20 protein-coding genes are annotated in these 21941 nt (G+C 37.1%); 12 read left to right on the forward strand and 8 right to left on the reverse strand.

The window, feature by feature from the left end:
• Positions 1-48 precede the first annotated feature (48 nt).
• From DRF61_RS08005 to polA, 8 genes are all read left to right on the forward strand, one after another.
• Positions 49-921, forward strand: a complete 873-nt coding sequence (locus DRF61_RS08005) for a lytic transglycosylase domain-containing protein (RefSeq protein WP_111955802.1) — start codon at positions 49-51, stop codon at positions 919-921.
• A gap of 357 nt (positions 922-1278) precedes the next feature.
• On the forward strand, positions 1279-1689 hold the full coding sequence (gene tssD / locus DRF61_RS08010) for a type VI secretion system tube protein TssD (RefSeq protein WP_174772299.1): 411 nt from the start codon (positions 1279-1281) through the stop codon (positions 1687-1689).
• Between the two features lie 207 nt (positions 1690-1896).
• Positions 1897-4092: a type VI secretion system Vgr family protein gene (locus DRF61_RS08015; protein WP_111955806.1), complete on the forward strand. Its 2196-nt coding sequence runs from the start codon at positions 1897-1899 to the stop codon at positions 4090-4092.
• A 33-nt stretch (positions 4093-4125) separates the two neighbouring features.
• A complete protein-coding gene (locus DRF61_RS08020) occupies positions 4126-4980 on the forward strand; it encodes a hypothetical protein (RefSeq protein WP_111955808.1) in 855 nt (284 codons plus the stop codon).
• Between the two features lie 19 nt (positions 4981-4999).
• Complete coding sequence (locus DRF61_RS08025; RefSeq protein ID WP_111955810.1) at positions 5000-6262, forward strand: Tle-like phospholipase domain-containing protein; 1263 nt, start codon at positions 5000-5002, stop codon at positions 6260-6262.
• Position 6263: 1 nt separating this feature from the next.
• Positions 6264-7178: an ankyrin repeat domain-containing protein gene (locus DRF61_RS08030; protein WP_228452510.1), complete on the forward strand. Its 915-nt coding sequence runs from the start codon at positions 6264-6266 to the stop codon at positions 7176-7178.
• A gap of 313 nt (positions 7179-7491) precedes the next feature.
• Entirely contained in the window at positions 7492-7902 is a 411-nt protein-coding gene (tssD, locus tag DRF61_RS08035; protein WP_174772298.1) for a type VI secretion system tube protein TssD, read from the forward strand.
• A 183-nt stretch (positions 7903-8085) separates the two neighbouring features.
• On the forward strand, positions 8086-10920 hold the full coding sequence (gene polA, locus DRF61_RS08040) for a DNA polymerase I (protein ID WP_111955816.1): 2835 nt from the start codon (positions 8086-8088) through the stop codon (positions 10918-10920).
• Between the two features lie 61 nt (positions 10921-10981).
• Here the strand turns inward: polA and DRF61_RS08045 are convergent, their stop codons facing one another.
• The 7 genes from DRF61_RS08045 to DRF61_RS08075 form a co-directional block, all read right to left on the reverse strand.
• A complete protein-coding gene (locus tag DRF61_RS08045; RefSeq protein ID WP_111955819.1) occupies positions 10982-11575 on the reverse strand; it encodes a zinc-ribbon domain-containing protein in 594 nt (197 codons plus the stop codon).
• 323 nt (positions 11576-11898) lie between these two features.
• Positions 11899-12477: a hypothetical protein gene (locus DRF61_RS08050; RefSeq protein ID WP_111955821.1), complete on the reverse strand. Its 579-nt coding sequence runs from the start codon at positions 12475-12477 to the stop codon at positions 11899-11901.
• A gap of 99 nt (positions 12478-12576) precedes the next feature.
• The gene (locus tag DRF61_RS08055) at positions 12577-13311 is read right to left on the reverse strand and encodes a hypothetical protein (RefSeq protein ID WP_111955823.1); all 735 of its coding nucleotides are present in this window, start codon (positions 13309-13311) and stop codon (positions 12577-12579) included.
• Positions 13312-13368: 57 nt separating this feature from the next.
• Positions 13369-14115 (reverse strand): DUF6000 family protein, encoded by a 747-nt coding sequence (locus DRF61_RS08060; protein WP_111955825.1) that lies wholly within the window; start codon positions 14113-14115, stop codon positions 13369-13371.
• A gap of 101 nt (positions 14116-14216) precedes the next feature.
• Positions 14217-14669 (reverse strand): hypothetical protein, encoded by a 453-nt coding sequence (locus DRF61_RS08065; RefSeq protein ID WP_111955827.1) that lies wholly within the window; start codon positions 14667-14669, stop codon positions 14217-14219.
• Between the two features lie 210 nt (positions 14670-14879).
• Positions 14880-15278, reverse strand: a complete 399-nt coding sequence (locus tag DRF61_RS08070) for an immunity 22 family protein (protein WP_111955829.1) — start codon at positions 15276-15278, stop codon at positions 14880-14882.
• Positions 15279-15305: 27 nt separating this feature from the next.
• Positions 15306-15863: a YdeI/OmpD-associated family protein gene (locus DRF61_RS08075; RefSeq protein ID WP_111955831.1), complete on the reverse strand. Its 558-nt coding sequence runs from the start codon at positions 15861-15863 to the stop codon at positions 15306-15308.
• 130 nt (positions 15864-15993) lie between these two features.
• Here DRF61_RS08075 and DRF61_RS08080 point away from each other — a divergent pair, with 130 nt between their 5' ends.
• Positions 15994-16641, forward strand: a complete 648-nt coding sequence (locus DRF61_RS08080; RefSeq protein ID WP_111955833.1) for an MgtC/SapB family protein — start codon at positions 15994-15996, stop codon at positions 16639-16641.
• A 30-nt stretch (positions 16642-16671) separates the two neighbouring features.
• On the opposite strand, the gene DRF61_RS08085 is transcribed toward DRF61_RS08080, so the two are convergent.
• Positions 16672-17160, reverse strand: a complete 489-nt coding sequence (locus tag DRF61_RS08085; protein WP_228452508.1) for a copper resistance protein NlpE — start codon at positions 17158-17160, stop codon at positions 16672-16674.
• Positions 17161-17567: 407 nt separating this feature from the next.
• Between DRF61_RS08085 and DRF61_RS08090 the strand changes: the two genes are divergently transcribed.
• The 3 genes from DRF61_RS08090 (at position 17568) to DRF61_RS08100 (ending at position 21853) form a co-directional block, all read left to right on the forward strand.
• Positions 17568-19706, forward strand: coding sequence for a S46 family peptidase (locus tag DRF61_RS08090; RefSeq protein WP_111955837.1), 2139 nt, complete (start codon positions 17568-17570; stop codon positions 19704-19706).
• A gap of 69 nt (positions 19707-19775) precedes the next feature.
• The gene (locus DRF61_RS08095) at positions 19776-20774 is read left to right on the forward strand and encodes a polysaccharide deacetylase family protein (RefSeq protein ID WP_111955839.1); all 999 of its coding nucleotides are present in this window, start codon (positions 19776-19778) and stop codon (positions 20772-20774) included.
• Entirely contained in the window at positions 20771-21853 is a 1083-nt protein-coding gene (locus tag DRF61_RS08100) for a GNAT family N-acetyltransferase (RefSeq protein WP_111955841.1), read from the forward strand. The genes DRF61_RS08095 and DRF61_RS08100 overlap by 4 nt, the downstream gene beginning before the upstream one ends.
• The last annotated feature ends 88 nt before the right edge of the window (positions 21854-21941 follow it).

Raw genomic sequence — 21941 nt, forward strand, 5'->3', positions numbered from 1 at the left:
AAATAATTTATCTGACAGTTTCTTTGTCAATAACCATAAGGAATTAAAATGAAAACTGTATTCAAAACCATTTTTACAGGACTGTTGCTTGCAGGGACTTTTGTAACAGTGAACGGACAGTTTCTTGCGGCTTCCGATACTTCCGAAAGCAGCGTGAAAAAGTACAATAATATTATCAATGCAAATAAGGAAATCGTTGAATTTATTGAATATTCATTGGTACAGAAAGGACTGCCCAGACATTTGAGAAACCTGGCTCTGATTGAGTCGCATTTCAACAGAAATATAACCTCAGGAGCCGGAGCAGTGGGCATATGGCAATTTATGACCTCCCATGCCAACCAGTACGGACTTACAGAACAAAACCGGACGGATGTGTATAAAAGTACAAAAACAGCTGTAATTTCCCTGGCCAATCTCTACAGAAAGTATGGCGACTGGATTACGGTTGTCGCAGCTTATAACTGTGGCGAAGGAAATATTGCCAAAGCGATGCAGAATGCAGGTTCAACACAATACCATGTGTTTTCTAAATACCTTCCCGGTGAAACAATCAATCACGTTAAAAAATACCTGAATGCTTGCTACGCAACCGGTGAGCTGGAAAGTGTTTTGAATAACTATAATTCTTCAAGACTCAACAAAATTTTCTTTACCGAAGGAGGAAGTGGCAGAAACAGTGCTGCACCTCTTCAGGAAACCGAAATTAATGCAGGATTCAATCTGGATGTCATTGCTGATGAGCTGGATGTAGAGATGAATGAAATTCTTGCCTGGAATCCCAGAATCGTTGAGGAACTGCAGAAAAAAGGGGAGAGCCCTCTTTATCTTCCTACCGACCTTATGCCGGATTTTCTTTTGAAAAAAAATAAAATTCTTTCCCGTTCTATAAAAGAAGGGAATCGTGTACAGCAGCAATAAATCTGTGCTCATTATAATTCTTAAAACCGTAACTTTTAGTAACGGTTTTTTTTGTTAATAGATTAATTTAATCCTTTTTAAAAACCTGCTAATGTTCTTAAAAACTCTTAATATTTCTCTTTTAAGTGTAAAATTAATGTTGTAAATGTTGTTTTTTATTTATTTTAAATTGTTTTAAATCAGTTATTTATGTTTTGTTTTAAGTCTATTATCGTAGAATTACTACATCAAATCGTAGAATTACTACAAAATTTCAGATTTATATCCAAAAGCTTTTTTATCAAAATAGGACGTTATATATTTGTTATACAATCAATCACCAAATCACAAAATATTAACGATTAAAATTTACAAATCATGGCAGCAAATTCAAGAGGAATCTTAAAATTCAACGGAGGAGAAGGTCAGAAGCTATTAAAGCTTAACTACAGCGTATCAAGATCTACGGACGTATCAGGACGTGTAGCATCAGACCCTTCCAATGCACTGATCAAAGTTACAGTAGAAGCTACTGAAAAATCGGACATCCTTGAAAGCTTACTGAACGGAAAGTATAAGCCTACTACAGGTGAAGTTACTTTCAACAAATCTCACGAAGAAGGTACATTGACTACATTGAAGTGGGAAAACGGATATGTGATCCAGCATGAAGTAGACTTCGACGCTGTAGACGAAAACAGTATGCTCATCAGTTTCGTCGTGAGTGCAGAAGTTATCACGTTAGGTAACTCCGAGTACCGCGGAATGTGGCCTGCATCAGGTCATTAATCCTGAACAATCATCTTAGTAAAAATAAATTGGTACAGAATAGTGTATTCGCAAGAATATACTATTCTGTTTTTGCCATATTTGGACAAATCACGTCCAAAATGGTCCTTCGGAACCTTATGATAAGCGTTACGTAAGGATTGAAAGCGGCCTCCGTATTGCTGGAAGCTATTCAGAATTTATTATAATTTAAACAAAACACTTATTATGTTTAAAGATGATCAACCGATAAAAATGCAGGGCCCGAAAGGAAGTATAGAAGATACAGCAGCAGAACAGCTTAACAATGCTGAAGATATTGCTGTACAAAAAGTAGATGCTAAGCTTCAGAAAGCAGATGAAGCCATCAAAAAATCTGCAAAAAACGCACAGAACATTTATTCAGGTCCTTCCCAGAGCACTAAAATGTTTATGAACCAGACTATGGTTCCCAATAATCCATCCGTCATCGAAAACAAGGTATGGTCCAAACAGCCCACTTCCAAAATACATAACGCACAGGCTATCCCGGAAAGCATTATTGCAGGAATTAACCGAGTTGTCATGCTTGATATTGTAGTGGAGGGGCAGGTAATCAGGCACTTCAAACATTTTAAACTGGTTCAGAGTGCTTCAAAGCACCACGAATTCAGCCTTATTCTCGCCCATGATACTTTAGGGGGTGCAGAAAACCATAATTTACAGGAAGCACAGGGCTTTTTAGGAAAAAGAATTACAGTAGTATTTAAATATAAAGATATCGAACAGGGACCTGAGCGTAACTTTGTGGGGGTTATTACAGAAGTAGGATTCAGCCAGGAAAAAGGAAGCCTTGGAAATATTGTCCTTAAAGGATTCAGTCCGACTGTGCTGTTGGATGCTGCACCCCACATTCAGAGCTTCGGGGGCGGGCAGGAAGTGAGCTTGAACAGTATTGCTGATCATGTCATCAGAGAGGGATTAGGACAGAACAAGTTCGATTTCAGGGTAGATGCCCAGCATGGAAACGTTCCTTACAGCTCTCAGTATGAAGAAACTCATTACAACTATCTGGCAAGAATTGCTGAAGCCTACGGCGAACAGTTTTATTATGATGGTGAAGTTCTGCATTTCGGAAAACTTCCACCACAGGAAAAACCTGTTAAACTTACCTACGGAAGCAGTGTAAGTGATATTGCGATAAGGATGAAAGCTCAGCATGTAAGCCCAAGTTTTTATGGCTATAACAGCAGTAAAAATGAGAAACTCGTTACAGGAAGCTCGAAGATCAATCATACTTCGGATATTGCCAAACGTGCTTACGAAATATCAGAAAGAACCTTTAAAACACCTTCTTTACGGGTAGCGCCTATTAAAGCCACATCATTTATGGATATTGACGCCTCCCAGAAAGGAACAGCAGGCAGCAAGGCATCAGAGGTTTTCATTACTTCAGGATCTACAACGGTTCCGTTTTTATATCCCGGGTGTACGGCAGATATTGAAATGCGTAAAACAGATACTAACGATACCTCTTATTTTACCAAATTAATGATCGTGGAAGTTACCCATGAAGTCAATGCAAGAGGCTATTATGACGGGAATTTTGAAGCTATTGCTGCAGATACTGGGTTTATTCCCCGTCCGGAATTTGATACCCCGAAAGCAGAACCGCAATTTGCAAAGGTTATTTCCAATATCGATCCTTTAAACCAGGGAAGGGTAAAAGTTCAGTTTGACTGGCAGGGTGGGCCGGATACTACAGAATTTGTCCGTGTGATGACTCCGGATGCAGGAAGCAGTGACAAAGTAAGTAAAAACAGAGGATTTATGGCTGTTCCGGAAGTTGGGGACCAGGTCATTGTCAATTTTGTGCATCAGCACCCGGACCGTCCGTTTGTTATGGGAGGAATGTTCCATGGCGGAATCGGAGGCGGAGGCGGAACCGGTAATAACATAAAAAGTTTAAGCAGCAGAAGCGGAAATAAATTAGAATTGAATGATGGTGAAGGTTCTGTTTTTCTGACCGATCAGGGCGGTGCCAATATGAAATTTGATGGGGCAGGAAATGCACAGACCAACGCCAATAATAATAAAACTGTCAACGTAGGAAACAATAATACGGTCAATGCCGGAAGTACGAGTTCTATTAATGTAGGCGGAAAAGACGGCGGAGCGGCTAATTCGGTTTTAAAAATGGATGCCAGTGGAAACATATCGGTGGAAGGAAAAACAAAAATTGAATTAAAAGTAGGCGAAAACAGCATAACCATCACCAAAGAAGGAATCACTATTTCTGCCAAAGAAGGAATGCTGGATTTGAATTCGTTACAGAATGCTTTACTAGTAACACAGGATAAGCTGAGCATTCACAGTAAATCGATCACTTCAATCAATGCAACAGGAGATCTTTTTATTACCGGAAGTAAAGTTGATATTAACTAGTGTTGGGTAATTTATTCTAAAACTTAGCAAAGCATGACATTGGAACCGAATAATGAAGAAAATAATGACTTATCAGGATTTAAATATGCCTGGTATAAAAAAGCAGAATATCATATCAATATAAAATCCTATCTTACATTAGGTACAGGAAAAGCCAACCAGACAGAAATAGAGCAGGACTGGACCCTATTACCGGGTGAATACAACCACATCACTGTGGAGTCTTCTACCCAGCGGTATATTCAGTCAGACGGCCAGATGCAGCCTTTTTATGAAATTCTTGAAAAAATAAATAAGGCAACAGAGGTAGTAGAATTATCTTTGAATACGGATAAAAGCATTAATGAAGTCACCAACAAAAATGAAATTTTAAGTAAATGGGAGGAGATAAAAAAAGACTTACATTTCTTTGAACTGGTAAAAGAGAGTTATAAAACTTTTATTCAGATTTATGATAAAGAGTTTAATAACATAGACCGTAATATTGGGCGGAATTTATTGTACCAGATTATGTTTTACCCTTTACCGGTATTCGCAGGAGGAAGTTTTACAGATGAGATTCCTGTAAGAACCACTTTATCAACGCTTTTTCCCGGAGAAGAACTGAATTACAGCTCTGCCTACAGAATTTACGGAAACGAAGAAGGAGGATATACGGTAAAGCTGGAAGGAAAAAGTAAGGAAAGCCAATCCCGGTTTGAAAATGTATACAAAGAAAAGTATCAGAAGACCTTGGTCAATGCTTTGGAATACAAGTATGCAATAGAAGGAGAATACATCTATAATCAGGATTCGGTACTGTCAGAAGTCATATTTCACATGAAGGAAGAGCTTAATGAAAAAATGATATATGTCTGCAGATATCATATAAGGTTAAATAAAAAGTAACAATTAATTCACGATCACTATGAGTCAATTATATATCGCACAAGGCACTCCGCTTATCTGTAGTAAAGGCAGAAGGTTGATAGGAATTGGAGTCAGTTCCCAGTCTTCGGTAAACTTGAAAAAAGGGGCCAAACTAATGGCTACGGAGGATGACCGTTTTAAAGACAATTTTATTTGTCCTGAAATGATGATAGCCGGAGCTTTAGCTGGAGTTGCTGTAGCAGCAGCTTTTTCCGGCGGACTTTTGGTTTTGGCTGCAGCAGCCTGGGCAGGAAGTGCCCTTATTGATGACTGCCTGAATATCTGCTCATTTTTATGCAAAGGAAGCGATTGGAAAAATACCCATCCAAAAGTAAGAATTGAAAATAAAAAACCTTTACTGCAAAATTCCAGTTTACATTGTTTCATAGGAGGAGAGGTTACTTTTCATCTACCCATTGCTCAGCTTCAGGAAGCAAGTACAGCCAGCCAGATGGCACAAAATTCTTATGAAGATGGATATAAGGATAAAGACGGAAATAATACAACAATAGATGGATATACCCGCATTAATACAGATGATCAGGGTAAATTAGACGAATTGTTTGGACCGGGAGTATTGAAGAAAGAAGATTTTAATACAAATAATGACAATGGTTTTTATGCATCCTTATACCATAACAAAGAAACAGGAGATTTTTTTGTAGCGTTTAGAGGTTCAGAGCCGAAAGGGATGCAATTCTATCATGACTGGTTTATTGAAGATGGAGGACAGGCCTTTGGCTTTGCTACTCCTCAAATAGAAAAAACCAGAAGCCTTGCTGAGAAAATGGATTATGCAACCAATGGAAATGTGAAATTTACAGGACATTCTTTAGGAGGAGGAAACAGTGCAATGGCTTCCTACTATACAGGACTTCCGGGGTATACCTTTAATACAAGAGGTGTCCATCAAAATACCTTAAATTATCTTGATGAAAAAGGAGCTGTAAAGTCAACCTCAAATATTATTAATTATAGTACAAGTAATGACATTCTTAATGGATTGCAAAACAATAGAGAAGGCCTACTCTCCACATTAGCGTTTTCAGGAATTCCCGGATTGAATTTACTTGCAGGAGCTGGAGGCCTTACCGGAGGTGTTCCCCGTGCTTTAAATGAACAACATGAAATTTACGGATATATTGAAGACAATGAAGGGCTTGGTATAAAGACCATTGGAAGTGGTCACAGTGCTTATAATGATGCATTTCAGGCTATGATGAGCACAATCAATACAGACGTTGTAGCAAATAATATATAATATGAAAGCAATTATTTTAATACTTCTATCCATTATGACACTTAACAATTGTTCAGATTCTGTTCTTAGATCCCGTAAAAATGTAAATAGAAGAAATCTTCCGCCTGGAAAACTATTTGAGGGCCCACAGCTTAAAGCCGCACAAAGTATTTTTGATGAAAACAATGTTGAACTTACAAATGTCATTAAAGCTCATCCGGAAATAATTAACCAGTTGAGTGATAAAGAAGAAGATAATGGGTACACCTTATTGCACTATGCTGCATTACTTGAAAATATGAAAGCAATGGAAGCTTTGTTACAAAATGGTGCTGATCCTAATATTATTATGCCTCAAGGTTTGCCGGTTAAGCATGCCGTAGCCCTTAATGATTATAATATGCTGGACTTATTATTAAAATACCATGCAACACTTAATCCTGCAGTTGGCGTGAATCCGCTTAGTGACGCGATGGTGCTGGGAGATGAAAATGTTGAAAGAAAAATGATCAACTATTTGCTTGAACATGGGGCAGATATTAACCATGTATCTTACAATGGAGGCAATATTATGGAAGATGCTACAAGAGATGATTTGGATTTGGCCAGCTATTTTCTGGAAAAAGGAGGGCAGCCGGTTATTGCCGGAACAAATCTTTCTCCAATGGCCAATTATATTCAATATAAGGAAAAGCAGAAAAATGAACGTAGTTTACCGGATTCTCCATATTATCAAAAATTATTAGCGCTTAAAAAACAGCTGACTGAAAAATACAATGTTCAGTTTCCTTACCAAAAAGATACAATAGAAGAAGCAAAACTCAGGATCAAGCTTTATGAAAATCTGAGCCCTAAAGATAAAATATCAGTCAATTTTAAAAAGAATTACGGTGAAAACCGCTATCAGGAAGATTTGACTATTGTAAAGGGAAAATAAAGACGACTGGAAACAATACTTTTAATAAATATAAAATCAGATCGGACAAGGTCTGATTTTATATTTATATTTCCCATAATAGTGTGAAATATAAAGAAATTAAACCTTCTTAAAAGCATCATTTCTACTTTAAACAGACATTTTCAGCGTTATGCTAAGTCAAAAGTCGTAGAATTACTACATCAAATCGTAGAATTACTACAATATTTCAGATTGGCACTCAAAAACTTTTTCTTTCCCTGTATCGATTTTATCTTTGCTCTGTAATCAATCACTATTCACATTATATATAACAAATTAAAATTCACCAATCATGGCAGCAAATTCAAGAGGAATCTTAAAATTCAACGGAGGAGAAGGTCAGAAATTATTAAAGCTTAACTACAGCGTATCGAGATCTACAGATGTTTCAGGACGTGTAGCTTCAGATCCGTCAAATGCATTGATCAAAGTGACAGTAGAAGCTACTGAAAAATCTGATATCTTAGAAAGTTTATTGAACGGGAAATATAAGCCGACAACAGGAGAAGTTACTTTCAATAAATCTCATGAAGAAGGTACACTGACTACTTTGAAGTGGGAGAACGGATATGTGATCCAGCATGAAGTAGATTTCGATGCGGTTGACAGCAACAGCATGCTGATTAGCTTCGTAGTGAGCGCAGAAGTTATCACTCTTGGTAACTCCGAGTACCGCGGAATGTGGCCTTCATCAGGTCATTAATAAGACCCAAGTCTTTTAGTAAAAAAATAACATCAGGACAGAATAGCAGAAATGCTGTTCTGTTTTTTTATGATCTCTATAGAACACTTTGAGTATATATCATAAAAACTTATAACTCATAATTCATCGCTTATAACTCAAAAAAATATTCCTATTTTCTTATATTTGTTCATTATAGACATTATGGACGCAACACAAGATAAAAGACTCTTTCTCATCGATGCTTATGCGATGATATTCAGAGGATATTACGCATTGATCAGGAATCCCAGGCTCACAAGCAAAGGTGTGGACACCTCTGCTATTTTCGGGTTTACCAATTCCCTGATCGAACTGATCAGAAGAGAAAAGCCGACCCATCTGGCCGTTGTTTTTGATGTAGGGCAGGCAAGTGTAAGAACGGATGATTATTCAGATTACAAAGCCAACAGAAGCGAGACTCCTGAAGCGATCAAAATAGCTGTTCCATACATTCACCGGATATTAGAGGCGATGCATATTCCCATCTTAGGGGTAGAAGGTTATGAAGCAGATGATGTGATAGGCACCATTGCCTGCAAGGCAGAAAAAGAAGGGTATACCACTTTCATGGTAACACCGGATAAAGATTTTGCCCAGCTGGTTACAGATAAAATTAAAATTTATAAACCCGGTTTAAAAGGAGGGGATATAGAAATCCTTGGAGTAGAAGAAGTAAAAGCAAAATACGAGATTGAAGACCCTAAGCAGGTTATTGATTTCCTGGCAATGATGGGAGATGCCGTGGATAATATCCCCGGACTGGATGGAGTAGGAGAAAAAACTGCGATGAAATTCCTTAAAGAATTCGGTAATATCGAAACCCTGCTGGCCAATACGGATAAGCTGAAAGGAAAGCTGAAAGAAAAAGTGGAAGCTTCAGCAGAACGCGGAATTTTATCCAAAAAGCTGGCAACCATCATCTGCGATGCACCTATAGAATTCCATCAGGAACAATATGATCTTGATACCCCGGATTTCGAAAAAGTAAAAGAAGTTTTTGACGAAATAGAATTCAGGAGATTATACGAAAATCTTTACCGGGCATTTGCTTCTGCACCTGCAGAAACTGTGATCGTAAGTGAGGTTGAAGTAACAAAGACTCCTGCCGGTACCGAAATAAAAGGACAGGTGATGCAGCTTGACCTGTTTGCCAATTTTGAAGAATTGGATCAGGCGACTTCTACCAAAACTTCCATCGACAAGAACGACCATCTATACCAGTTTGTGAATAATCCAAAAGCACAAAAGGTATTGGTCAGTAACCTGTTAAAGCAGAAAGCAGTCTGTTTTGATACAGAAACCACTTCACTGAACGAATTGGAGGCAGAGCTTGTAGGAATGAGTTTTTCCTATAAAAAAGGGCTGGCGTACTACATCCCGTTATCCGAAGATAAAGGAGAAGTGCTTCAGACCTTGGAAATTTTCAGACCGTTCTTTGAGAAAGAAGACCTGTTGAAAATTGCTCACAATTTAAAATTCGATTATAAAATATTAAAGCAGTACGATATTACAGTAAAAGGGGCCATGTTTGATACCATGATTGCCCATTACCTGCTGAATCCGGACGGAAGACACGGAATGGATTACCTTTCCGAAGTCTATCTCAACTATAAACCGGTTTCCATTGAAACCATTATTGGGAAAAAAGGAAAGAACCAAGGAACTTTCAGAGATGCGGACCTGAGAACGCAAACCGATTATGCAGCAGAAGATGCTGACGTAACGTTCCAGCTGTACGAGCTTTTTGCCCCGCAACTGAAAAAAGAAAACCTGGAAGACCTTTTCTTTAAAATAGAAATGCCTCTGATGGAAGTCCTTGCCAAAATGGAGCTTGCCGGTATTTCACTCGACGAAAAATGGCTGGCCCAGGAAAGTATCGATCTTGAAAATGACCTGAGACAGCTGGAAACCAAGATTTTTGAACTTTCCGGAGAAGAATTCAACATGAATTCACCCAAACAGCTTGGAGAAATCCTCTTTGAAAAAATGCAGCTGGACCCCAAAGCAAAGAAAACAAAAACAGGACAGTATGCAACTTCAGAAGATGTTCTTCAAAAGCTGAGCTCAAAACATGAGATCATCAAGCATATCCTGGAATACAGGACCTATCAGAAATTAAAATCTACCTATGTAGATGCTTTGCCTTCACAGATCGATAAACACGACAGCAGGGTACATACTAATTTTTCCCAGACTACGGCTGCTACAGGACGTCTGGCAAGTGTAAATCCCAATCTTCAGAATATCCCGATCAGGACACTGCGTGGACAGCAGATCAGAGGAGCTTTTGTTTCAGGAGAAGGGAAAAAAATAATTTCTGCCGATTACTCTCAGATCGAACTTCGTTTGATTGCCGAGATATCAGGAGAAGAAAATATGATCAAAGCTTTCCAGGACGGAGAAGATATTCACGCTTCAACAGCGGCAAAACTGTTCAAAATTCCTCTGGAAGAAGTTTCCAAAACCCAGAGAAGCCAGGCGAAGACCGTGAATTTCGGAATTATTTACGGGCAGGGAGCTTTTGCATTGGCAGAGCAAACTGGCCTTTCAAGAACCGAAGCCAAACAGATGATCGAAGCCTACTTTGAAACCTATCCGAAACTAAAAGAATATATGGCAGAGCAAGTCAGCAAAGCCCGTCAGATAGGATATGTAGAAACAATATTAGGAAGAAAACGTCATTTAAAGGATATTAATTCCAATAATTTCGTGGTGAGAGGCCATGCGGAAAGAAATGCTGTCAATGCACCGGTTCAGGGAAGTGCAGCAGATGTTGTAAAGCTAGCCATGATCAAAATCGATAAGGAACTTAAAGAACAGCAGCTGCAGACTAAAATGCTTCTTCAGGTGCATGACGAACTTATATTTGAAGCTCCGGTAGACGAGATTGAAGCAGCTTCAAAACTAATCAGAACCGAGATGGAAAGTGCTTTGGAAACACAGGTACCTTTGCTGGTAGAAGTGGGAGTCGGGAATAACTGGCTGGAAGCACATTAATAAAAATAAAGAGATAATTAAAAAAATAAGGTGAGCTAGTACTCACCTTATTTTTTTAAAATTAATTATAAGAGGTAATAATTTGGCTCTCTCCAAAGTAAAAACATGATGCATTATAATCATGCCAACATGCCTGATACTGAGTGCCATCTCCATAGTTTGATGTATTTATATTATCAGGTCGTCCACGTTCATAGATTAACATATCATAATGCATTCCAATCCATATCTTATTTTCAGAAATATTGATACAATCTTCTTTCGACCATTCAGGATGTTTTTTGTAGATTTTCCCAGCTTTTGATTTTAAAAATTTTTCTTCTTCAATTTTTATTTCCTTATTAATACTATCAATTTTTGCATGGTTTTTAATACTGTCCTCTTTTGAAAGTTTAGTATCAAGGCCTGAGGTGTGCTTTTCCTCTACCTGTGTTTTTGAGCATTGTCGAGATAAAAATCCAATAAGCAGAAGTCCGAAAAATACTAATAAAATAATTGCACATCCATTATTTTGCTTCTTAGGCATAGGAGAATTTGGTGAACTTTTATTCACGGGTGCACCCAAACTGTTTTTTATCGAATAACCACATTCGGGGCAAAAACTTACAGTATTATTAATGTTGGTTTGGCAGTTTGGACATTTAGTTAGTGACATAATTATTATTTTTTGATATACAAAACTATTTTGAATTACGTAAAATAATTTACGGGTTTCCGTAGTATCAAATAATCAGTACAAACTGTAATGCCATTAAAATAAAAGAAGACTAAAAAAATTAGTCTTCTCAACTTTCTGCATTATACAGAAAATTTGTAATCATTTTTCACCTCATTGATTTTACCTTCGTCTCGGTTTTTTTTAAGGTCTGTATGTCAAAAGAATGACGTTTCATTCAATTCAATACCAGATAAAGATAAGAAGTTTTCACTTCCTGTGAAATACTACTTTTGTATTAATTTAAGAAAGTATTGATTATTTTAGGATTCTTCATTTACATCTTTCATTTTGGTCAGGTTTTCAAGAATATTAGGGACGAATCTTTCAGCAAAACCAGCCAGAAATGACCAGACAAGAAGTTTTGCAAGAGCTGCGGGAATGTAAACGATATAATAAAATTTATCAGCATTGGGAAACAATGTGCCGCCGATCATTTCACCCATAAAAATCAGGGAAAGAATAAAGGCAAAAACCGCCCCTATGGTTTGTATAGAAATTAATTCCTTGATGGTTATTTTATGATCAAAAGAACCTGATCTTCTTGCTCTTGTGATAAGACTTACTGCTGCACCCAAAGCCCCAAAAGAGAAAGCAGCGCTAAAAATTGCGACTCTTGTAAGCAGTTTAAACTGTCTGGACTCCGCATTGTCCGTCCAGTCTTTTACAACGATGGTTTTTCCCTCTTCATCCATGTTTTCAAAATTAGAGGAATGAGGCTGGCCTTTCAGATATAAAAAATAAATGAAAGGCAGACATAAGAGAATACTGTACAGGATAGCAGTAACGATAAAAGGACTTGTATTTTCCTTTCCTAAAAGTCCGAAATGTAGAGTTTTCATGATATTGCTGTTTTTAATTCTGTTGTTGTATCTACAAATTTCGAATTATTACAGACACTTATCAATTACCCTTTTTCGCTATTTTTCTAATGGAGGATGTTATTCATTATTTACAGATCCGTAAACTTTTTGCACAATATCTTCGGGAGAAGATTTTTCAAATATGTACCTTTCTTTTTTAAGGTGAAGAGTTTTAGATTCTGATGGCATTTCCTCTTTCATGGTATTTACGGTTTCAAGGATCAGTTTTCCTTTCATAGGCTCATAATAAAGGGCAGAGTGAGAGCCGGCTCCCATATTGTAAGTCTCAATGTAGGTGAGGATGAGATCTCCGTTCAGGTATTTAAATCTGCTGAACTGATTTCCATAGGGCCCGATATCATAAAGGTTAATATTCAGCTCTCCTTTTTCAATGGAAATATCCTCCGGATCATGTATTTTGTAGCCGGCTTCATTATATTCATCAGGAAGAACTGTATCTGAGATTTTATCAATTATATATGTTTTATCAGTATTTTTTATCAGGATCATCATTTTTCTGGCAGCCAGCGTATCTTCTTTTTTCCTGATGACAAGAGCCATATCAGAAAGTCCGTCCAGATTAAGGTCTCCCTCCGCATCATACTGGATTTCATATCCTGCAGGAACAAGATCAGCCGGTTTGTTACTTTTAAAAGAGGCAGTTTGTTCTTCAGAAACCCGATGACTTGCTGTATCTGATTTAATCACTTTTTCTACAGCATTTTTTTTCTGATCGGTAACCGGCCTTTTCTCTTTTTTGCAGGAATAGAGCAGGAGAAGAAATAAAACGATTAGAAGGATGATTTTTTTCAATGGTTTTTGTTTTGTGAGTGTATTAGTTAAGCCTTCGTATTTTCTTCAAAGCTTTTATTATTTACAATATTCTCTAAGCTCTTTCAAAAGCTGAAGAGGAGCTGTAATCCATTCTGTATCTAAATTATAATTAAATTTTAAATTACTTACAGAAGCTAGAAATTCTTTAGCTTTAGCTTCTCCCTCATGCTGTTCAATAAATTTTGCCGTTTGTATATTCCTGACTTTAGAAATTGCATTTTGATTTTCCAGCATTTTTTCCCAATTGATCATATGTTTCGCAAAGTTATTGGTTCCGTTAATAGTATCGAGATAAACAACAACTTCCATGACTCTTTCCTGATCGAAGTGAAGCTGAGGTTGTTGTAAATAGTAATCAAGATACTGATTCAGATAGCCAATTGTTTTCTCATTGTTATAAAATGCAAAAATAAGGGCATAAAGATCGCCCGAATAGCATAACTCGCTTTTAAGGAGATGTACTCCGATGATATCTATCTGGTTTTCATAATTTTTTATAGCAGAAAGATAAGCTCCTACAGTTCTTGTTCTCCAGTTAAAATCTCCCAAAAGTGTAGCGGTCACTTCTTCAGTAATTTCATCTTTGAGTTCCTTTATATCGGTAATCCATGAGCCTGAGGTATTCCATATTTTCATGTAAAATGGTAAAACCCATTTATCAATAAATTCTTGATCCAGCTGAAAATCATTTTGATGACTTTTTAGATGGTCAAAAGCAGACTGATGTCGTATTGTGGCGCCTGCTGAATGTAAATTAATTTCGTTCTGTAAATTTTCGTTCATCTTTTTTAAATATATCTGAGTACATTCCCATTCAATATTTAATAACAATTTAAACTTAATGAATGAGAAACGTAGGATATCAATTGAATTTTATTCGAGGCTTATTTTGTATAAACAACTTCGTTATCCGTCAAACCATAGATATTACAGTTTTCAGGAGTAAGGTCAATAAGGTCGAAAAACAGATGGAAACTATACGTTCTGCCATTCATAAGCTTGGCATATTGGATTGTTTCTTTGATCGGAATTGTATACCCGTAACTTTCTCCCGGTTTTAGCTTTACTGTTTTTTTTATACAGTCCGTGAAGCAGTCCACATCAGCTGTATAGTCTATTTTATTTTCCTTTTCCCTGATTTTTACAAGTTGTAGTCTGTAAGGAGAAAAAAATTTGTTGATCTTAATTTTTTTGTTTCCTGTATTCATTACAGACAGCTCTACGATTCCTTTTTCCTGCAGATGAGTGGTGCCGGATTCAAGTTTTAACGTACATTTATTCTGTCCAAATACAGTTGATGTATAAAATATCAGCAAAATAAATAGAATCTGTTTCATCAGTAATTTATTAAGCCTAAGATAATTAAAATTTTAAATTGCCGATAAAGTAATTTTGCTGTATGGTCTTAATTTTCAATAAGGGTAGTTCTTTTTACCGCTTCACGATACTGCAATAATATCTTTACTAATCATGTCATATTTAAGAAGGATCACAAAAATCTTCAGCAGATTCTCATGATCCTTTATTGAAACCCTTCTCACAGAAAGCTAGATATTGTATTCAATTTCACCGATATAATATAATGCATATTCCTCATCATTCACCGAAACCGGATTGGGAATAGCATGTTTGTTAGCGAAAATAATAGCATTTACCGGAGTTTCCAGGCCGAGCTCGTTGATCTTCTGTTCCACAACGGGAAGCCATTGATCAGCATAAGAATAATCGGTAAACTTTTCGTAGATGCCTAAACTTTCATCTTCAAAACCATATTCCAGAAAATCATAATCAAACCATTGGATATGTTGTGATTCTGCAAATTTTGAAACGTAAAGATCCTCCGTTTCCTCTTCTGTGTAATATTTCTCATCTTCTTCCGCAAAATCATTAAAGGCGTCCTCATTTTTAAAATATCCCAACCAAAAGTGTGAAATTTCTTTCTCCATAAATTATTTTTTAAGTATACTGTATGTTTATTTTAATCTCTTTAATTGTTCACTTTCACCAATAGCCTTTTCCAGTCTGGAAAGCCTTGTTTTTTCCTGTTTTGCACTCATCAGCCAGTGAATGATCGTTCTTTGATAAGACGGGGCCTGTTTTTTGAAAAAAGCCCAGGCATTTTTATGGGTTTTAAATTGCTTTTCATATGTCGGATCAAGAATGATTTCCTCTTTCTCATGCGAGTAGACTCCCGTTTTATCTTCTTTTCTTGCTTCAAATGCTTTTTGCCCTTCTAAGGTCATAAGCCCGGCTTTCGTCAGCTCTTCCACTTTTTTTATATTGATGATACTCCAGATGCTATTCGGTTTTCTTGGTGTAAAACGGTTAGAATAGCTTTCTGCGTCCAAAGATCTTCTCACACTGTCTATCCATCCGAAGCACAAAGCCTGGTCCACAGCTTCAGACCAGTTCATAGAAGGTTTTCCACTGTCTTTTTTATAGAAGCCCACCAGAATCTCTTTTTCTTTTGTATGATGCTCCTCCAGCCACTTTCTAAATTCTTCCTTGGTTGCAAAAAAAGTAGGCGTCATCGTGAATCTTTTTATTGAATTAAAGTGTAATATTACAAAACTTTTCTTTTAAACAGTACAATACTGATTCATCAAAAGACATTAAAATACACTTTTTTATTGTAATTTTATTCAGGTAAAACTCAGTACAATGGAATTCCTTCAGGATCATTATGTCATACAAAATGAGCTGCTGCTGATACTGATCTCTGTTCTTCTGGGACTTTTGATTGGCGCAGAACGAGAATATCGTAACAAATCGGCAGGTCTTCGGACTTTTATTCTGGTATGTTTCGGTTCCTGCCTTTTTACCATTCTTTCCATAAAAATAGGCGTTGAAAATCCAGATCGTCTGGCAGCCAATATCATTACCGGAATCGGTTTTCTGGGAGCAGGCGTCATTTTTAAAGGGGATAATAAGATCGATGGAATTACTACGGCAACCACTATCTGGGCTACCGCTTCAATAGGAATGGCTGTAGGCTCGGGCTATGTTTACCTTTCACTTTTAGGAACAGTTTTGGTGCTTTTGATCCTGAGTGCACTGATCTTCCTTCAGAATTATATAGACAGTAGTCATAAAATAAGAGAATATAGAATAACGGTCACCAGATCAGAAGATATTGAGCACTGTGAAAAAATATTTGAAGAACATCATCTGAAACATTTTATGCTGAAAATGCAGTATACACAGGGAAACCTTTCTATCACATGGAGGCTCACGGGAAAACATACAAAACATGATGAAGTCGTAAAAAGCCTTATTAATGATCCTAAAATTACAGCTTATCAGTTTTAGATACAAGCAAAAAAATAAAGGCTTAAGCCCTTATTTTTTCTTGAAAACATACAGATCCTTGTTAGGTCCGGTTATTTCTTTTCCGTCCATATCCAGCTGTATAAGAACATTTTCACCTACTTTGTATTTATAGCCGGCACTTTTTCCTTTTAAGGTAATGACACTTCCTGCGGCATCCCATTCAAAAGTTCCTTTATCCTGGTTTTTGGAATTTCTCTCAATATATTCCTCAGTGATGCTGAACGTTTTATCATTGTTAATGGTAAGAGATGTTTTAATTCCCGGGCAATCTGCACAAGGAACTACAGCCTCATACGTTCCCGGCCAGTCAAGAGCGTTTTCCGAAGTATCACCTGGAGCAGAAGGAGTTACTTTTGCAATACTGTCAGAAGAAGGTGTTTGTACCGTTGCAGAATCTGTTGTCGTATCAACAGTTTCAGGAGTTTTTTCTTTAGGGTTACACGATGTTAAAAATGCAGCAGATGCAATCCCCAGAATGAACATTTTGCTATTTACCATGATGAAATAATTTAGATATATTAATAATTTAAGTGCTTTATTTGAAACAAAAACCAAGCCATAGAGGGGAATTGGAGGGTTGTAGAGTTTGAGAGTTTTAGGGTTTGAGAGCTTGATTTATGTTGCTAGTTGACAGTTAAATTATTGAGGAAACACTTTGAAATCTGAAATCTCACATCAGAAATCTTGATTCCTGGCTCTTCATTCTGGCACTCCAAAATTCACCACTCACTTACGAAGCAAAATTCACCATTGACATATTCCAGCTCGACCCTGTCTCAGGTCTCGTGTCTGAAATCTTGGCTCTTGACTCTTGATTCTCGGCTCTTCATTCCTGCCGCTATATTTCCTCGCCCATGTAAGGCATATGTTTAATATTCTTTGTAAATTGGGACAAAATTTTGATTATGACAAAAAAGATACTTTTATCCGTATTTCTTTTGCCGGCTGCAATGGCATTTGCACAACAATATGGAGGAATGTGGATTCCTACAGAACTGAATGAAAAGGAAATGAAGGATTTGGGAATGAAAATCTCTGCCAAAGACATTTTCAATACTCAAAAGCCGAGCATAAAGGATGCTGTAGTACAGTTTAACGGCGGATGTACTGCTGAAATCATTTCACCGAAAGGTCTGTTACTGACCAACCATCACTGTGGATATGGGCAGATTCAGGCGCATTCTACAGTTCAGAATGACCTTCTTTCCAATGGTTTCTGGGCTAAAAATCCAGACGGGGAACTTCCGAATCCGGGGGTAAAAGTAGACTTCATTGTAGACATCAAAGAAGTAACAGATCAGATCCTGGAAGGGACAGACAACCTTGTAGAGCCAGAACTGACTAAAAAAGTTAATAAAAATATTGAGGTTTACAAAAACTCTCAAAAAATAGAATCTTACCAGTCGATCATTGTAAAATCAATGTACTACGGTAACAAATATTATGCTTTTACCACGGAAACATATAAGGATATCCGTCTGGTTGGAGCCCCGCCTCAAAGCATAGGGAAATTCGGGAGTGATACGGATAACTGGGTTTGGCCAAGGCATACCGGAGATTTCTCCATGTTCAGAATCTATGCAGGAAAAGACAATAAACCTGCAGAATATTCAAAAGACAACGTTCCTTACGTTCCGAAACACTATCTTCCTGTTTCTATAAAAGATAAAACTGAAAACGATTTTACATTCGTATTCGGGTTTCCGGGGAAAACAACAGAATATCTTCCTGCAGTAGCTGTAGAGAAGATCATGACAGATATAGATCCTGCAAGAATTGCCGTACGTGAGGTGGCGCTGAAAACATTGGACGAGAAAATGCGTACAGACAGCGAAACGCGCATCAAATATGCTTCAAAATATGCTTCAGTAGCCAATTACTGGAAAAAGTGGATTGGTGAGGTAGAAGGCCTGAAAAAGTCTAATGCAGTTGAGAAAAAAGTAATGTACGAAGGTTCTTTGGTCGCTAAAAATCATGAGATCAAAACTACTTTGGACCAGTTGAATAAACTGTACAATGATCAGGCTCCTTATGCATTAAACAATGCTTATTATACAGAAGTGGTAAGAAATGCCGAAACGCTGAAGCTTGCAGGCGATTACTACGACTATATTGCCTCTGTGGAAGCAGGAAAAATGGATGAAAAAGAGCTTGCCAAATTAAAAACAAAAGTAACCTCTTTCTACAAAGACTACAGCGCAGAGCTGGATGCTAAAGTGACGGCAAAATTACTGGCTTTGTATGCCAATAAAACCGCTCCTCAGTTCCTACCTGTCGGATTCAATAAATATAAAGACGAGAACCAGAACATTCCGGTAGTGGAAGAGATGTCTAAAAACTCAATCATTACAGGAAGAGAGCAGGTAAACGGAGCAACTCTTACCGGAGATATTGAGAAAGTATTTTCCAACCAGGACAAGCTAATCAAAACTTTGAAAAAAGATCCAATTTATCAGCTATACGCCTCTATGAAAGAGACCTATATGAAAAATGCTGATCCTCAGTTTACTTCTTTTCAGGGGAAAATTGACGACCTTCAGAAGAAATTCATGGCACAGCAGATGGCAACGGATAAAGACAGAAAATTCTTTCCGGATGCGAATTCTACCCTTCGTGTAACCTACGGAAAAGTAAAGGGTTCTACCCCTAGAGATGCTGTTTCTTATGGTTATCAGACGCATTTGGCAGGAGTAATGGAAAAATATATTCCGGGAGATTATGAATTTGATGTTCCTAAAAAACTGATCGATCTTTACAACAAAAAAGACTACAGCATCTATAAAGACAAAACAGGAGATGTTCCTGTAGGATTCACTGCGACCAACCATACAACGGGAGGAAACTCAGGAAGTCCTGCTCTTGATGCCAACGGAAACCTTGTAGGCCTTAACTTCGACAGACAGTGGGAGGGAACAATGAGCGACATCAATTACGATCCGCGTTTCAGCCGAAACATCATGGTAGATACCAAATACATCCTTTTCATTATCGATAAATTTGCCGATTCCAAATGGCTTATCGACGAAATGAAGGTGATCAAATAATACATAAAAGTAATACCTTTAAGAATCTATTTAAATCCAATTTGAATAGATTCTTTTTATTTAATAGAGATGAAAGATAAGATCATCAATATACTCGCCGCCTTTGAAAAAGGAAATATCGGGAATTCTTTTCCGATGGATTACTGTTTGCCCGTCTATCACTGTGTTTCTGATGAAAATCTGCCACATATCAGGCACATTATTCAATATAAGAATACAAAACAGTTCGAAGCAGATATAGACTGTCTTTCAAAGCATTTTCAGTTCGTCAGCTGGTCAGAATTCAAGGACTTTGTCAATGGTAACTTTAAACCTAAAAAAAAGATTGCTCTTCTGACTTTTGATGACGGTTTCAGGGAGTTTTACGATATTGTACTTCCTGTTCTGGAAAGAAAAGGAATATATGCCTGCAATTTTATAAATCCGGCTTTTATTGATAATCAGGAACTGATGTTCAGATGTAAGGCCAGTTTAATTATTGATGCTGTGAAAAAAACAAAAACAGCAGATTCGGAGATCTTTCAAATGCTTTCCCTGAAAAATACGTCAACAGAAGGTTTAAAACAAGAGGTTTTAAAGATCAGTTATCATAAAAGAGAACTGCTGGACAGGATTACTGAAAAACTGGAAATTGACTGCAATGCTTACCTTAAAGAGCACACTCCTTATCTTACAACAGAGCAGTTAAAAGTACTGACACAAAAAGGCTATGGAATTTCCTCCCACAGCTGGGATCATCCCAAGTATGGCGAACTGTCATTGAAGAAACAAATGGAAAGTACCGACCGGACTTTTCATTATTTGAAAGAAAATGGTTTTCTATACGAAAGCTTTGCATTTCCGTTCACGGACTTTGGAGTAAAAAAAGATTTCTTTGATGAGCTGTTTAAAAATGAAGATCTATTCTGTTGTTTTGGAAGTGCAGGCACAAAATTGGACAGTATAGAACGGCTTTTTCACAGAATTCCGATGGAAATGGGAGAGAGCGGAGAAAACATATTAAAAAAAGAAACCGCTTATTTCAGATTGAAAAAAATAATCAACAAAAATAAAATAGTGAGAAGATGACGGAGCTGAAGACATTTAACAAAAAAGAACTTGAGGATTTCGTGTCATCAGGAGATTTCAGAAACTTTGATTTTCTTCCTATTTCAGAACATCGGGCAAAATCCCAGATCAAAAACCTGAAAGCTTTAGATAATCAGACACTTTTGGTTTTGGCTTTTTATGACGGAAAACTGGCCGGGTATGTAGGATGTTTCCCTGATAATTATTTAATTGACGGAGAAATATTCCACTATGCGTGGTTAAGTACCCTGTTTGTAAGTGAAGAATATCGTGGGAAAAGGATTGCAAAAGCATTACTGAATAAGATGTTTGAAGAATATGACGGCAATATCATCGCAACAGAATTTACCAAAGAAGCAGAAGCTCTTTATAACATGTTGGGCGTTTTTGAATATGTTTATCCAAAGGCAGGAAAAAGATATTATTTCCGTTCAGATGCAGCGTATATTATTCCTGAGAAAAAGCCTGAAACTAAAGCTGCAAAACCACTTTTTCAAATAACTGATGCTGTTGCCAATTCTTTAATTACCTTAAAAAACTCTGCCATCAAAAAGCCTGGATTCAGATTTGAAATCCTTGATCATATTGATACCGAAAGCTTAGAATTCATGTCAGAATTCCGTAGCAGACGAAATGCCGATGAAATCAATGTATTTATAAAAAATCCGTGGGTATTGGAAGGTAAGAAGAAAGATGATCAATACCTGTTTTCAAGTTATGCTGAGGTTTTTAAATATGTTTGGGTGAAAATATATGATGACAACAGTAATTTAGCAGCCTGTTCACTGCTTCAGCTCAGGGACGGGAATCTTAAAATCCCCTATCTGTTTTCAGAAGCCTCTGATCTGGACGGCTTCATTGATTTCCTAAGCTATTATATTGTCAGCAATAAAGTAAAAACCTTAACCAGCTATCAGAAAGAACTCAATTCACGAATAGAGCAGTCGAAAATATTTCCAAAGATCTACGAACGTAATTTTGAAAGAAGATACTTATTCCACAAACAGCTCATACAGCATCTGCCGGAAGGATTCGATCCTGAATATCAGGACGGAGACGGAGATTGTATGATGACCTAGATGTAGCTTAAAATCAATATAAATTCTGTTTTTTTCAGTGCAGTTATTTTTAGGTCCTTATACTCGGATTCAATTAATATAAAAAACC

Source organism: Chryseobacterium lathyri (assembly GCF_003290185.1).
Taxonomy (GTDB): domain Bacteria; phylum Bacteroidota; class Bacteroidia; order Flavobacteriales; family Weeksellaceae; genus Chryseobacterium; species Chryseobacterium lathyri.